At 50.9% G+C, this 15176-nt stretch carries 13 protein-coding genes; 6 read left to right on the top strand and 7 right to left on the bottom strand.

Translation table 11 applies throughout. The annotated features are described in order from the left end of the window. Nucleotides 1-12 precede the first annotated feature (12 nt). From ACYQ8U_RS02650 to ACYQ8U_RS02640, 3 genes are read right to left on the bottom strand one after another with little or no spacing between them, the layout of a single operon-like run. Complete coding sequence (locus ACYQ8U_RS02650; protein ID WP_459943960.1) at nucleotides 13-849, bottom strand: carbohydrate ABC transporter permease; 837 nt, start codon at nucleotides 847-849, stop codon at nucleotides 13-15. Further along, nucleotides 846-1727, bottom strand: coding sequence for a carbohydrate ABC transporter permease (locus ACYQ8U_RS02645; protein WP_459943959.1), 882 nt, complete (start codon nucleotides 1725-1727; stop codon nucleotides 846-848). The genes ACYQ8U_RS02650 and ACYQ8U_RS02645 overlap by 4 nt, the downstream gene beginning before the upstream one ends. Continuing rightward, entirely contained in the window at nucleotides 1724-3004 is a 1281-nt protein-coding gene (locus ACYQ8U_RS02640; RefSeq protein ID WP_459943958.1) for an ABC transporter substrate-binding protein, read from the bottom strand. The genes ACYQ8U_RS02645 and ACYQ8U_RS02640 overlap by 4 nt, the downstream gene beginning before the upstream one ends. A 324-nt stretch (nucleotides 3005-3328) precedes the next feature. On the opposite strand from ACYQ8U_RS02640, the gene ACYQ8U_RS02635 reads away from it, so the two are divergent. Next, nucleotides 3329-5476, top strand: a complete 2148-nt coding sequence (locus ACYQ8U_RS02635; protein ID WP_459943957.1) for a copper-transporting P-type ATPase — start codon at nucleotides 3329-3331, stop codon at nucleotides 5474-5476. 34 nt (nucleotides 5477-5510) lie between these two features. Here the strand turns inward: ACYQ8U_RS02635 and ACYQ8U_RS02630 are convergent, their stop codons facing one another. The 3 genes from ACYQ8U_RS02630 to ACYQ8U_RS02620 form a co-directional block, all read right to left on the bottom strand. Then, nucleotides 5511-7295 (bottom strand): ABC transporter ATP-binding protein, encoded by a 1785-nt coding sequence (locus tag ACYQ8U_RS02630; protein WP_459943956.1) that lies wholly within the window; start codon nucleotides 7293-7295, stop codon nucleotides 5511-5513. Between the two features lie 131 nt (nucleotides 7296-7426). Next, nucleotides 7427-7879, bottom strand: coding sequence for a tetratricopeptide repeat protein (locus tag ACYQ8U_RS02625; RefSeq protein WP_459943955.1), 453 nt, complete (start codon nucleotides 7877-7879; stop codon nucleotides 7427-7429). Nucleotides 7880-8194: 315 nt separating this feature from the next. Then, on the bottom strand, nucleotides 8195-8353 hold the full coding sequence (locus tag ACYQ8U_RS02620) for a YgaP family membrane protein (RefSeq protein WP_459943954.1): 159 nt from the start codon (nucleotides 8351-8353) through the stop codon (nucleotides 8195-8197). Nucleotides 8354-8625: 272 nt separating this feature from the next. On the opposite strand from ACYQ8U_RS02620, the gene ACYQ8U_RS02615 reads away from it, so the two are divergent. From ACYQ8U_RS02615 to ACYQ8U_RS02595, 5 genes are all read left to right on the top strand, one after another. Beyond that, nucleotides 8626-8790: a UPF0182 family protein gene (locus tag ACYQ8U_RS02615; RefSeq protein WP_459943953.1), complete on the top strand. Its 165-nt coding sequence runs from the start codon at nucleotides 8626-8628 to the stop codon at nucleotides 8788-8790. Next, nucleotides 8756-9013, top strand: a complete 258-nt coding sequence (locus ACYQ8U_RS02610; RefSeq protein ID WP_459944095.1) for a UPF0182 family protein — start codon at nucleotides 8756-8758, stop codon at nucleotides 9011-9013. The genes ACYQ8U_RS02615 and ACYQ8U_RS02610 overlap by 35 nt, the downstream gene beginning before the upstream one ends. Before the next feature lie 294 nt (nucleotides 9014-9307). Continuing rightward, on the top strand, nucleotides 9308-9523 hold the full coding sequence (locus tag ACYQ8U_RS02605; protein WP_459943952.1) for a hypothetical protein: 216 nt from the start codon (nucleotides 9308-9310) through the stop codon (nucleotides 9521-9523). Between the two features lie 120 nt (nucleotides 9524-9643). Continuing rightward, on the top strand, nucleotides 9644-11338 hold the full coding sequence (locus tag ACYQ8U_RS02600) for an L-lactate permease (RefSeq protein ID WP_459943951.1): 1695 nt from the start codon (nucleotides 9644-9646) through the stop codon (nucleotides 11336-11338). 38 nt (nucleotides 11339-11376) lie between these two features. Then, on the top strand, nucleotides 11377-12489 hold the full coding sequence (locus ACYQ8U_RS02595) for a saccharopine dehydrogenase family protein (RefSeq protein ID WP_459943950.1): 1113 nt from the start codon (nucleotides 11377-11379) through the stop codon (nucleotides 12487-12489). A 138-nt stretch (nucleotides 12490-12627) separates the two neighbouring features. Here ACYQ8U_RS02595 and ACYQ8U_RS02590 read toward each other — a convergent pair whose 3' ends face one another. Then, entirely contained in the window at nucleotides 12628-14901 is a 2274-nt protein-coding gene (locus tag ACYQ8U_RS02590; RefSeq protein ID WP_459943949.1) for an NADP-dependent malic enzyme, read from the bottom strand. Nucleotides 14902-15176 lie beyond the last annotated feature (275 nt).

The raw sequence follows: 15176 nt of genomic DNA, 5'->3' as shown, positions 1-15176 counted from the left end.
TAAAGTCGTAAATCATCCCTTAACAGCCCCGGCGGTCAGTCCCGCGACAATACGACGCTGAAAAGCCAGGACCATAATAATAAGTGGCACGGTAACAACAACCGCAGCGGCGGCAATGGAACCTGTCGGTTGTTCGAAACGGGAGCTGCCGGTGAAAAAAGCGATGGCCGCAGGAACGGTTCGCGCCGCATTGGTGGAGGTGAGTGAAATTGCAAACAGAAAATCATTCCAGGCAAAAATAAAAACAAGAATGGCGGCACTGAAGACGCCCGGTGCGGCCAGTGGGGCAATGACCATTCGAAAAGCCTGGAATGGGGTCGCGCCGTCAACCCGGGCGGCCTTGTCCAAGTCCCAGGGAATCTCGCGGAAGAAGGCGGCAAGGGTCCAGATTGCCAGCGGCAAAGTCAGGGTCATATAGGGTAGGATAAGACCCGCCCAGGTATCATAGAGACCAATGAAACGCCACATATTGAACAACGGCCCGACAATGGATACCGGTGGAAACATGGCGATGGATAAGGCAAACGCCATAAACAGTCTGCGTCCTGCGAATTTAATCCTGACCACGGCATAGGCGGCAAACATTGCAATCAGGATAGCCAGGAGCGTCCCGATAAGGGCTATCCCCAGCGAGTTCCACAGGGCGGCGGGAAACTGCGCGTCAGTGAAAATAGCCCGGTAGTGTTCGAAGGTGATACGTTGTGGCCAGAAACGATTATCGCCCAGGTCGGCCGGGTATTTCAGGGAAAGTGACAGGATCCAGAAGAGAGGGATAAGGGCATAGCACACCGCCAGGAGACTGCCGGCAATCCAGCAGAGACGGTCGATACGGTTTATAATACTGTTCACGGCTCCTCCTCGCCGGTCAGGGTGCCGGCAATGCCGAAACCACGCAGATACCCCGCGGCAATCAGCAGAACACAGAAAAAGATAAGAATCGATACTGCCGAACCAAGGCCCAGATTGAGTCGGGAGATTAAGGCATGGTAGCCGATAATGGAAACAGTTTCGGTGTGTTGTGCCCCTCTGGTCTGAACATAGACTGAATCGAAAATACGAAAAGCATCAAGTGTCCGAAAAAGTAAGGCGACCGCAATGGTCGGTTTCATGATCGGCAGGATTATCAGGGTAAATCGCTGCCAAGCCGATGCACCGTCCACCCGTGCCGCTCGCAGCAGGTCTTCCGGCACCAGGGTGAGACCGGCCAGCAGTAAAAGAGACATAAAAGGTGTGGTCTTCCATATTTCCGTGAGAATTATGACCAGAAAAGCGCTCCAGCGTCCACTGAACCAGGAGAGTTCCAGACCAGTCAGACTATTGACGAAGCCGGTGGTTGGCATAAAAGCGAATTTCCAGATTAACGCAGCCACCACGGTAATGATGCCATAGGGAATGAGAATCGAGGCCCGTACCAGCCTGCGGCCAATAATTGCCCGGTGCATCACCAGAGCAAAAACCATTCCCAGCAACAGCTCGACACTGACCGAACAGACAGTGATAATAACGGTATTGAGCAGTCCTTCCCACCAGATGGGAGAACTGAGAACAGACAGATAGTTATCTAGGCCGATGTAGCTTCGACTGTCAGGAAAACGGAGATCATAACGGAACAGGCTGAGCTGGAAGGCGTAGAGAATGGGATAGGCGGTTACTGCGGTCATGGCAATTAAAGCCGGACTACAGAGAAGCCATCCGAGCTTCTGGTCGTCTAGCCGGGGTGATTTCATAGCAATCCTTCCGAACGTAGGGCTCGATCTATTTTTTCCCGCAACCGGCGTACGTCTTCTAGGGGATCGATGGAACGCATCGGATGCAGGGTATGGCTGATAGCCAGGGAAATATCGTTGTAGAGCGGAGTCTGCGGGCGTTGCACCCCGCTTTTGAGGGTTTCCAGGAGAATATCGGCAAAGGGAAAGGTCGCGCGAACCTTGCTGTCTTGATAGAGTGCGATGATTGTCGGGGGAAGTCCTCCTTTTGCCGCCGCCAGCCGCTGATTACTTTCCGAAACCAGACAGGAGGCCGCGGCAAAGGCCGCCTGGGGATGTCTGGTATAGGCGCCAATACCGAGGTTGATACCGCCTATGGTAACCCGGCTTGGCTTGTCCGGCGAGACGGCGGGCCAGCGAGCCCAGCCCATGTGTTTGGCGACGTCCGGGGCATTCTGTCCGGCACTGGGCCAGACAAAGGTATAGTTGACCATGAAACTGGAGTCTCCGGCCTCAAAAGCAAGCCGGCATTGATCTTCACGATGAGTGGCCAGGGATGCCGGTGCTGCCGGAGATAAGGCAAGGCGCTGCATCACGCCAAGGGCCTTGCGGGTTGCGACATCGTCCGGCAGCACTTTATCTCCGGCGAGAATAGAACCTCCCGCTGAAGCCAGCAATGAGTTGAAAAATACCGTCAGCCCTTCATACCTCTCTCCCTGAACCTGAATTATGCCTTTTTCCCCAAGAGCTTCGGCCATCGCAATCGTTTCCGACCAGGTCTTGGGCGGGGAGGTAATCCGATCGGTCCGGTACCAGAGGAGCTGAGTATTGGTGGTGAACGGCGCGGCCTGGAGATGCCCATCATAGGTGGCACTCTCCACCGCACTGTCCAGTCGTCCTTTTGTAACCCTGTCAGCCAAATCCGCCGGCCACGTTTCTATCCATCCGGCAGCGGCGAATTCCGCCGTCCAGATGACATCCATGCCCAGTATGTCGATGTCGGAATCGCGGGCGGCCAACCGTCTCACCAGCTGCTCTCGCTGTTGATCGGCATCGGTAGGCAGTGGTATCAACGCAATGATGTATTGCCCGGCGGATTGCCGGGAGCAGGTGCGGGCGGCCTCGACAAAGGCGCCTGACGGCTCATCGAAGACATACCAGTTCAGTGTCGGAGTCGTGGATGATCGCTCATCGGAACAGCCCCCCGCCAAAAGCAGCACCAGCTGCACTGCGATGACTACAAAAAAGAACCTGGAAGCATAAGCTCTCTGTTTAATGGTTTTCTGATCTGTCGCCATAAATTTTTAATTGCAAATTCCATGCGATAAGTTCAGAGGAACACCAATTTTTTTTGTGACGATTTATTCATGGCACGTATTATCTCTGGTAATGGCCGCGGTGTCGCCTTTTACGTTGTGCCTTAGTGCATGAAAAAATCCTTCAAACAACCTGTTCGTCCTTTCTGATCAGAAACGGTCCTGTAAAACTGGAAAAATTATATTGATTATCTGCAGAATCCTGTAAACCAACTCCTTTGCCACGTTTAAAGGGTGACTTTGAACCGGCATGTTTTTTGCTCTGATTCTTTCTATGAGCCAACTTAATCGAAAGATGGAGGTAGTATGGAAATGAAAAAGAGCACCGGGCAGTATACCTGTCCTATGCACCCGGAAATTATCGAGGACGGTCCCGGATCCTGCCCGAAATGCGGCATGGCTCTTGAGCCGATGATCTTACAACTGGAAGATGATGAGGAAAATCAAGAGCATGATGACATGCGTAAGCGTTTTATTTTTGGAGCGATCTTTACCATACCCCTGGCCATAATCGCCATGCGCGATATGATTCCCGGCGGCCATCTCATTGAAAATCTGGCTTCAACGAGGACTCTTGGCTGGATTGAGTTTATTCTGGCGACACCTGTGGTGCTCTGGGCAGGATTTGTCTTCATGGTCCGTGCAGTACAATCGTTGCAAAAGAAAAGTCTCAACATGTTTACTCTCATCGGTCTTGGAGTTTCCGTGGCCTATCTGTACAGCCTTGTTGCCGTCTTTTTTCCAGATATTTTTCCCGCTGCCATGCGCGGACCGGATGGCGCCGTCGGTGTCTATTTTGAGGCGGCGGCAGTTATCGTGACCCTCGTTCTGTTTGGCCAGGTCCTGGAACTCAAAGCTCGCGGACAAACGGGTGCCGCCATTAAAGCCCTTCTCGGACTTGCCCCCAAGACCGCACGAAAAATTGACGAAAATGGCCAGGAGACGGATATAGCGCTTGAAGATGTCCAGGTTGGCGATCTGCTCAGAATACGTCCGGGAGAAAAAGTACCGGTCGATGGTGTCGTGACGAACGGTTCAAGTTCAGTGGATGAATCGATGATTTCCGGCGAACCGGTTCCCATCAAAAAGCAAAAGGACGACAAGATTATCGGCGCCACCGTCAATGGTTCCGGGACCTTGACCATTCGGGCCGAGAAAGTCGGCAGCGACACCGTTCTGGCTCAGATCGTCCAAATGGTTGCCGAGGCTCAGCGAAGTCGCGCCCCAATCCAGAAACTGGTTGATGTGGTCGCCGGTTATTTTGTTCCTGCCGTTATTGCCTCATCCTTAATCGCTTTCGTTGTCTGGTATTCTGTCGGTCCTGAACCAAGGCTAGCCTACTCCCTGATTGTAGCGGTATCTGTTTTGATTGTTGCCTGTCCATGTGCTCTTGGACTCGCCACTCCCATGTCAATTATGGTAGCTACCGGAAAGGGAGCAAGCATGGGAGTACTCTTTAAAAACGCCGAAGCAATTGAGACGATGCGTAAAATTGACACTCTGGTGATAGATAAAACCGGTACTTTAACCCTTGGCCAACCGCAACTGACCGATGTGGTAACTGCAAATGACATGTCCGAGGAAAAACTGCTGTTTTTTGCCGCAAGCCTGGAAACGGTAAGCGAACATCCCCTGGCGGCGGCGATTGTCGCTCAAGCAGGTGAACGGCAGATCAAAACCGCAGAAGTAGACGAATTTGAATCTCATACAGGAAAAGGAGTTTCCGGGACAATCGAGGGAGTGAAAGTGTTACTGGGCAACCTGAAGTTAATGGATGAGTTCAATATTGATACTTCATCGCACAGCGAGAGGGCAAAAGAGATGCGAATGGATGGCCGTACTGTGATGTGCGTTGGCGTCGACGGCAAATTTTCCGGCCTGCTGGCAGTTTCCGACCCAATTAAGGAAAACACCCCTTCCGCCATTGAACAACTTCATAAGGAAGGATTGCGGCTTGTTATGTTGACCGGAGATAATCGTGCCACCGCCGAGGCGGTTGCCGGTAAATTGAATATCGATGAGGTGGTGGCGGAAGTTCTGCCGGACGAAAAAGCGGCGGTGATAAAAAAGTACCAAGAGGACGGCCGGATGGTTGCCATGGCGGGAGACGGTATCAACGATGCACCTGCTCTGGCACAGGCACACGTCGGTATCGCCATGGGTACCGGGACAGATGTAGCAATGGAGTCGGCCGGGGTTACTCTGGTCAAGGGCGATCTCACCGGTATCGTTCGAGCTATAAAACTGTCCAATGCAACAATGAAGAATATTAAGCAGAACCTTTTTTTCGCCTTTATCTACAATTCACTTGGGGTGCCGGTGGGAGCCGGGGTACTGTACCCGTTCTTTGGTATTTTGCTCTCACCCATCATCGCTGCGGCCGCCATGAGCTTTTCTTCCGTCTCCGTAATCGGTAATGCCCTCAGGCTGAGACAAATGGAATTGTCATCGTAAAAGACGCTTCCTCGCCGTCGCTGCTGCAAATTTCTTAAACAGCCATCTGTTCATGCCAGAAGGCAGCATAAATGCCATTTTGCGCAAGGAGTTCGTCATGCGTCCCCTGCTCGGCCAATCGACCATCCGAGAGTACCAGAATGGTGTCGGCGTTAGCCACTACTTTGAGCTGATGGGAAGCAACGATTAAGGTCCGGTTTTCAGACAGACGATCGAAAGCCTCCATAACGAGACTTTCGGAGGCGGGGTCAAGGCTGCCGGTAGGTTCATCAAGGAGAACGATAGCGGCATCCCTGAGAAAAGCCCGTGCGATGAGGATGCGTTTCACCTGTCCGCCTGAGAGTTTGGTTTTACTGGATCTGAGAACAGTATCGTAACCTTTGGGAAGCTCCAGGATGAAATCGTGTGCGTTGGCTTTCCGGGCTGCATCCTCAATCTGCTGTTGATTTAAAACCTCATCCGGTCTTCCTACGGAAATATTTTCCCGGACCGTGGTATGGAAAAGAACCGCGTCCTGAGTGACCATGACAATCTGTTCTCTTAATGAATCAAGGCTAAGCTCTCGAATATCCTTGCCGTCAATGCGAATTACTCCATGATGGATATCGTAGAAGCGAGGGAGCAGGTTTAAAAGTGTCGATTTGCCGGATCCTGAGTTGCCGACCAGACCGATCTTTTGGCCTTTTTGAACGATAAAAGTAAGATCCTGCACTATTAAATTGTCGTCGTACCCGAAAGAAACATGGTCAAATTCGATTTTTTCCGTAAATACACCCATCGGCTGGGCATCAGGTTTATCACAGACCCCTAGGTCGCAGGGAGTAATGGCCATGATTTTTTCGATACGCTCATTGCAGGCCATCGCCTTGGTTATTTTGGGGAAATATTTGGTGAATTCACGGATCGGTTTGTAGCTGCTTCTCAAATAGCTCATAAACACCAGCAGTTCACCGGGTGTAATGCGGCCGTCTTTAATGCTCATGACCCCGAACAGGATGAGTATGGCGCTTCCGACGGCCAGGACAATATTGGTCAGAGAAGTATAATATCCCTGCCAGCTACCGGCCTCGACGGCTGCTGTCCGACTGAGAAGGCTGGTTTTTTCCATACGTTCGATTTCATTTTCTTCCAGACCCAGCAATTTGATCCACTTGTGGGTTTTAGTGGCCACTTCGGTCAGCGAAGAAATATCTGCTTCGTGTCGGCGTCTTTCCCGTGTGACACGTTTTATACGTACACCGAAAAAGTAGGTAGCCCAGACCAGAACCGGAGCTATACTGAGCGTGATGAGGGCCAGCTGCCAATCAACCAAAATCATGATTGCGGCAATGCCGATAAAGGTGGGAAAACTTCGACATGCAAGTACACAGATACCTTCAACCAGTTTTTTTGTATCATCGGCATCGGTAGTTATATGCTCGATAACTTCACCGGGTTCGGTTCGGTAGAAATGCGTCACCGGCAGGTCCAAGATATGGGCAAAGAGTCTGATACGCAGTTTCTGGACAACAACCTGGGTAAGCTTGATCATGGTGATATCTTGCATATACATGCAGATGCCATTTACACATGCCATGGCAATTAAAGCAAATACCATGATAATTAACAGATATTGAGATATCGGTTGCCAATATGTGCCTGACATTTCTTTGATTGCTTCAGGCACAGGTTTGTTGAGGATGATATAATCAAAGATGATCTTTAAAGGCCATGGCTGAATGAGTGAGACTGCCGACTGAATGATCAGAGCAAGGGCAAGGCCGACGAGCAGAGAATGTTCTCCCTCTAAAATAATCGTTAGTTCCGCACGTTTTCTCATTACTTGTCAGATAGTAGCCCGCTTATGCCGCCCTCATTCAAGGACCGGTGCACACTAACCCCGGTGAACGGGAAATAAGCCGGGACTCTTTTTACTGCCTGTGCTTTGCGGGTATTAAGTACCTTGCAATTTTACAGCAGCCGGTATGGTTGTGCCCGTTTGGTCCATGCACTGTCGGGATAGTTGCTCAGTAGTTTTTCGTAAGCCTCTTTGAGCTTTCCTGGATTTTGCTCTTGTTTATATAAGGTTACACCGCGGAAGTATACGGCCTCCGGAGCCGCTTCGCTTTCTGGATACGTCTCGATAATGCTTTTCAGGGAAATCATTGCAGTGTCATATTCCTTTGCACCCAAACGTACTTTGGCTATTCCCAGCTGGATCATGGGAATAAACTCGTCCGGTTCCAAAAAACCGATCGTTCGCTGGATTTCTTTGCCATTGAAGTCAAGTACAATGATAGTAGGTGTCCATATCTGGTGGTAATCATCAAGGATCGGATCATCTTTTATATTGATCCGCAATGGAATCAAATAGTTATTAACAAGATTGACGACATCTTTCGTCGGGTACGTAACCGCACCCATCTGTTGACAGCCTATTCATTCAGGATTGTAAAAATCCAAGAGAATGGGCTTATTTGCTAGTTGAGCGGAATCAATGGAATATCCTACGCTGGTTTGCCAATCAATAGAAGAAATAGCAGGCATGTTCAAACTCCTCTTTGTTTGTTTTTATTCTTTGACTTCCGTCCAGGCAATACACCGAAATCGGACAGTTGTCCTGCCGCACGAGACGCTGAGAGTTAATCGATTACCGTCCTTGACCACTCATGGTTGCTTTCATGGCTGCTTTTCGGAAGTATCTTTTCCGGTGCTGATCCCGAGCACCTTCCACAGGGGTCAATATCTTGTCATTGCGGTGAAAAATGCAATAATCGCCATTACTAGCATGACAATCCTCCAGATCGGATCAAGGGGTGCCAAAATAACCATAAGAAGTAAAAAAGCCCCAAAAAAAAACCGCAATTGCCTGTCGATACCGCCAACATTCTTTTTCATTACGCTGTCCTCCTTTGATCAGTGAAAAGAGTGCATTTGAAGATGAGAGTCTTTGTGGTGGTATTTTGAATTATAAGAAGCAGGATGCGTGCCATTTATGTGTATGCCATTTGTCAATTCAGTTCGCTACCCCCTCTTGGTTCAAATTGGTCTGAGAATTGCGAATATTCAGACCTACGAACCTAGTGCTTCATCCAATCAAGAAGAGGTTTATAGTATTCCGCCCAAGAGCAGATTTGACACAGTCAAAGTCCTGCGACCGGAGCTTTATTATGGCGAACTCACCAAAAGTCCGGAAAAGTCCGGCATTGGTAAACACCACAGAAGAAGAATTTGACTACCCCAGTGGAGAGGGAAATGCCGCCATTCGGTATCTCGGGGAAGGCGGGGTAGTGTTGAAAAATCTCTGGCGAAAATTTCTATGGCTGGAAGTTTGACGGCCTACAGGTATCCATAGGCTGGATTGCCGAGAAGTGTGACGGCAATGGCAGATTCATTGCTTATAAATTTCCAAAAGAAAAACGGGTGCTCGGCCCGCAGCAGGTGGAAACTAAAATCGACCAGGATAGCTTTCTCGCCGGTCAGCTCACGCTTTGGGATCAACGCGGTTCCCGGGTTATCCGCGGCAATGTACTTGCTATCCCCCTGGAGAAGACGTAACCCCGCAAAACCTCACTTAGGGTCTGTCACAGTTCCGGTCAAGCAGATATCGTACCAATGCAGACATAATACGCCTTGAGAAGGCACCAATGTTTTTTTTTACATGTTCCGGTAGCATGTATTATAATTTCAGAAAAATAGCATTAAATGATGCCATGCAGGGCGTAACCGTTAATGTACGGCCACAAAATACATGTATACTGCTGCTTTATCCCAGAAGGGTAATGACCGTATGGGATCTCGAAAGGGTGTATCAAAACAAGACAGTTCAGATGAATGTATAAGGAGGAAACTATGTATACCAAAGAGCAATTATGTGATAAAATAACAGAAATATATCCGGAAATCAGTGAATGCGGTATAGATATAGATGTACGTTTTGTTGCCGAGAAGAACGCCCGGGTGGTTGATCTGAAAAAAGATTCAAATGAACTTATACATTATTTTGATGTCCCTGAAGCCGATGCCTGCATGGAAGGAAATAAATGTGTGTCGCTGGCCTTGAGATAGCACAACTGCGAAAAAATGTAGAACGAAAGCAGTTTAGATGCCTTACAGATACCTGTTGTAGGGGAATACTAAAAAGAGACCCGGCTTATTTTCCGTTTACCGGGGTTAGGAGGTTAGTTCATGTCAACAGCGATACAAGCTTTACTAGCAGCAGCACCAATTATCGTAGCGGCCGTCCTGCTTGTCGGTCTCCACTGGCCTGCCCGACGGGCCATGCCTGTGGTTTATCTCACCGCAGCAGGTATTGCCCTGTTTTTCTGGGAAATGAGTTTCAATAGAGTTCTTGCCTCAACAGTTCAAGGCATGTTGGTCACGATCTCCGTTCTGTGGATTATTTTTGGCGCGATCATGCTGCTCAACACTCTGCAGAATTCCGGCGCGATTTCAACAATTCGTGCCGGTTTCACGAATATAAGTCCGGACCGGCGCGTTCAGACCCTCATTCTGGCCTGGCTTTTCGGCTGTTTTATTGAAGGTGCTTCAGGTTTCGGAACGCCTGCCGCCATCGCCGCACCATTGCTGGTCGCCATAGGATTTCCCGCTTTAGGTGCGATCATGATCGGCATGATGATCCAGTCGACTCCGGTATCCTTCGGAGCCGTTGGAACGCCCATTCTCATAGGTGTAACCAATGGGCTCGATCATATAGAAATTGGCCGACGACTTACAGAGGGTGGTTCGAGCTGGGAGATTTTTCTGCAGCTCATCACTTCGGAAGTGGCTGTCGGTCATGCCATCGTCGGAACCTTGATGCCGCTGCTGATGGTCATCATGCTTACCCGTTTTTTTGGCCGGAACAAGAGTTGGAAAGAGGGGTTTGCCATGACGCCCTTCGCACTTTTTACCGGCCTGGCCTTTACGGTGCCTTACGCCCTTACCGGCATTTTTCTTGGACCTGAGTTTCCTTCCCTCGTCGGTGCCCTTGTCGGCATGGCTCTTGTTGTACCGGCAGCCCGGAAAGGTATTCTTGTACCGAAGACTGTCTGGGATTTCGCACCTCAGGAAGAATGGCCGAAGGTCTGGTTCGGCACCATCATTCCGAAACCGCCACGTGCTGATGAACGAAAAATTCCTCTTGCCCTGGCCTGGACGCCGTATCTGCTGGTTGCCGTGATTCTGGTCGCCAGCCGGGTTTTCGTTGATTTCAAGGCCATGCTGTTGAGCTTTTCCTTTGGGTTGAAAGACATCCTCGGCGAAACGGGCATCAGCTCCACCATAGAACCTCTCTATCTTCCCGGTGGTGTTTTACTCTTTGTCTGTCTTGTCACCCTTTTTCTGCACAGGATGAAATTTTCTGAGCTTGCTTCTGCCGCGGGAGCAGCCGGGAAAACGCTTGTTGGTGCCGGGTTTGTTCTGATTTTCACCATCCCGATGGTGCGTATTCTGATCAATTCCGGGGTCAATGGTGCTGAGCTGGTTTCCATGCCGGTGGCCATGGCCAGTTTTGTTGCCGAAACCTTTGGTTCCATATATCCGCTGTTTGCCCCGACCGTCGGCGCGATTGGGGCATTCATCGCCGGCTCCAACACCGTCAGCAATATGATGCTCAGCCAGTTTCAGTTCGAAGTGGCAAATGCACTCAGTGTTTCAGGAGCGATCATGGTTGCCTTACAGGCCATCGGTGCTGCGGCGGGCAACATGGTCGCTATTCACAATGTTGTTGCCGCCTCGGCCACAGTGGGGCTGCTCGGACAGGAAGGCCGGACGCTTCAGCTGACCATTATTCCCACAATTTATTATGTGACCGCCGTGGGTATCCTTGGTCTGCTGGCCATTTATGTCTTTGGCGTGACGGATCCCCTTCTCTTTCTGTAACGGTAGATTGATTTGTAGAGATCACCCTGGAGATATCAATGGATAACCAGATCAACTCGGTATTGGTCCTGGGTCTTGGGAAAGTCGGACATCTCGTTGCGCTCCTGCTCCATGAGACCGGCTTCAAAGTAACCGGGGCCGACCTGAAGGTAACCGAGACATTTCCATTCCCGGCCGAAGCACTTGACGTCACCAGCGAAACGGACTTGAGCAAAGCCCTCAAGAATCATGATGCAATAATTTCCTGCCTGCCTTACCATTTCAATGTCGGGGTAGCGCGAGTTGCGGCACAATGCGACACGCACTATTTCGATCTTACCGAGGATGTGCAGACCACAAGAGAAATAATGGAGTTGAGTCGCAAGGCTTCTGTCGTCATGGCTCCGCAATGTGGTCTTGCCCCCGGCTTTATTGCTATTGCAGGAGCTTCTCTTGCCAGTACCTTTGATAAAATACGATCCATTAAACTGCGTGTCGGCGCCCTGCCGAAACATCCGACCGGCCTGCTCGGTTATGCCTTCAACTGGTCTCCGGAGGGGGTGGTCAATGAGTACCTCAACGACTGTGAAGTCATTGAAGGTGGTGTCCGAAAATGGGTATCACCGCTGGAGTGGCTGGAGAAGATCGTCATCGATGGGGTGCAGCTCGAAGCATTCACCACCTCGGGAGGACTCGGCACCATGTGTGAGACCTATGCTGGTCTTGTCGAGAACCTCGACTACAAATCGATCCGCTATATGGGACACGCCGCCTTGATGAACTTTCTTCTGCATGAACTGCTGATGCGTGAAGATAAGATAAATGCCGGAAAATTGCTGGTCAACGCCAAACCACCGGTGAGCGAAGATGTTGTTTATATCCATGCCTCGGTCGAGGGCTGGATCCACGATCAACTCACCCGGGAAGAATTCGTCAGGGCCTACCCTCCCATTGTCATTGCCGGAAAAGCGAGACGAGCAATTGCCTGGACCACGGCGGCCTCCATCTGTGCTGTCGTTGAGATGGTCACCAGCGGCGCTCTGCCCAGCAAAGGTTTTATCAAACAGGAGGAAATCCCCTTAACCACGTTTCTCGCCACGCATAATGGCCGTCTGTATGATGGCCAGCACCATGGCGGGAAACTGGTTAGCTTTCATTCTCTCTTTCCTTGATCCTCACAATTGCTATCACTGCCGTAGAGCGAATCAGCGAGGATCTGCTGCGGAGATATCTCTCGAGGCGGCGCCTGTAATACGCAAGTGCATTCAACAAGCCTTCCCTTTGCGCATATTCTGCAGCCACAAGCCAGCCTATTCTTCCATACTTCCCAAATTCTTCTGATTCTTGACCTGGGCGACAGTAAAGGCGATGATGGTGGCGACATTTTCCATATCGCTGTTACGCTGGACCACGTTGAAAGGTCTGCTTAGGCCCATAAGGAGTGGTCCAATGGCCTTGGCCCCACCCAGTCGATCAAGCAGCTTGTAAGAAACGTTACCCGAGGTCAGATCAGGAAAAATCAGGACATTTGCCGACTGCCCCAACCGGTTGAACGGGAATTGTCCGTTCAAGATCGTATCGACCACAGCGGTATCCGCCTGCATCTCACCGTCGATGAGCAGGTCCGGCCTGCGGCGTCTGACGATATTCATTGCCGCGGTCACCTTGTCCACTTCAGGATGGCGGACACTGCCGAAGTTGGAGAAGGAGAGCATGGCCACTCGAGGCTCCATATCGAAGAAGCACGCCACTTCACCGGCCAGGATCGCAATCTCGGCCAGCTCCTCGGCATTGGGCTGGATGTTGACCGTGGCATCGGCAAACAACAGGGTCCGGTTTTTCGAGATCATCAGATAAAGACCGGAAACTTTGGATACCCCCGGCCGCCGGTCGATGACCTGGAGCACTGGACGGATAGCATTCGGATAGGAATCAGCTACACCGTGGACCTGACCATCCACCAGCCCTTCACGTACCAGCATGGCCCCAAAGACGTAGGGGTTCCGGAGTTGCCGCTGTACTTCTCTCATGGGCCAGCCTCGGCGTTGGCGCAATTGAAAAAGTTTCTCAGCAAATGATTCCAGGTAAGGATTTCGCTCAGGGTCGATGATTTCGATGCCCGTAAGCGGAATTTGCAGACTGTCGGCGATGGCTGAGATTTTTTCCTCATTCCCCAGCAGCACCGGCATGGCAATTCCGTCGTGAAGAGTACGGTAGGCCGCGCGGATGACCACCGACAAACTCCCTTCCGGCAACACGATACGTTTGGGATCCTGCTGTGCACGCATGATGATCTTGCGAATGAGTTCACGTTCCGGACCGAGGGTAGCCTCCAATTTATTCACATATATTGTACGCTCGGGCAGGGCGATCCTGGCTACACCGCTTTCCACTGCGGCCTCGGCCACTGCCGGCACTACCTTCAGCAGGACACGACTGTCAAACGGTTTCGGGATTATATATTCGGCGCCGAAGCGGATCGGTTTGTCACCATAGGCACGGATCACCGCATCGGGGACATCTTCCCTGGCGAGCTCAGACAAGGCACGCACGGCGGCAACCTTCATGGCCTCGTTGATCGAGGTCGCTCCAACATCGAGAGCCCCGCGGAAAATATACGGAAAACCAAGAACATTGTTGACTTGGTTGGGAAAATCGGATCGTCCGGTGGCGACAATGGCATCAGGTCGTGCTGCCTTCGCCTCGTCATAATCGATCTCCGGATCCGGGTTGGCCAGGGCCAAAATGATTGGCGACGGGTTCATCTGCATCAATAGTTCTCCGGTAAAGGCACCTTTCGCCGAAAGCCCCACCAGCATATCCGCCCCCTGTACCGCATCCGCTAAGGTTCGACGGTCGGTGTCATTGGCAAATTCCTCCTTATACGGATTCATCCCATCAGGCCGACCTTTGTAAATGACACCTCTGGTATCCACCATTATCACGTTTTTTCTCATTACCCCGAGCAGGACATACAACCGGGCGCAAGCGATGGCAGCCGCTCCCGCCCCATTGATGACCACGCGCAGTTCCTCCAGCTTTCTCTTGGTAAGCGCCGCGGCATTGATCATTGCCGCAGCCGAGATGATTGCCGTGCCATGCTGGTCGTCATGGAAAACGGGAATGGTCATCTGCTTTTTCAGCTGTTCCTCAATGTAAAAACACTGGGGGGCTTTAATATCTTCCAGATTAATGCCACCGAAGGTCGGCTCCAACAGCTTGACCGTACGGATGAATTCATCCGGGTCAGTCGTATCGATTTCCAGATCAAACACATCAATATTGGCAAACCGTTTAAACAGTACCGCCTTTCCTTCCATAACCGGTTTGCTGGCCAGGGCACCAATAGCTCCAAGACCGAGCACCGCGGTGCCATTGGTTATAACCGCAATAAGATTGGCCCTGTTGGTGTATTCAAACGATTTCTGGGGATCCTTTTCAATCTCCAGGCAAGGTGCCGCCACCCCGGGTGTATATGCAAGACTCAAATCAGCCTGGCTTATGAACGGCTTGGTGGGCACGACTTCGGTTTTACCCGGTCGTGGTTCCCTGTGATATTTCAGTGCCTCTTTGTAGTACATCATTTCTATTCCTCTACTGCTGAATTTAGCTGGAGCTGATACGCATGTGTTTTTAAGGCAGCTCTATAAAATACCTGCCTGCCCTGACCCATCTTTTATAACGATAGTGGGTTACTCCTTCCTGCAGAATTTTGCAATTTTTTCGGTGACGTTTTTTTGTACCTGATCGGTGTAATCGGTGCGGCGAAATCGGTGCACTTCTGCGAAGGGAAGGCCTGTATGATGGGAGAAAAGGGCATAATCCGACAGGCTCCTGGCAACGGCAAGTGCAAGAAGGC

The organism is Desulfocastanea catecholica, from assembly GCF_054657295.1.
Note: the sequence above shows the minus strand (reverse complement) of the source record. Positions and strands in the feature narration are given on the sequence as shown.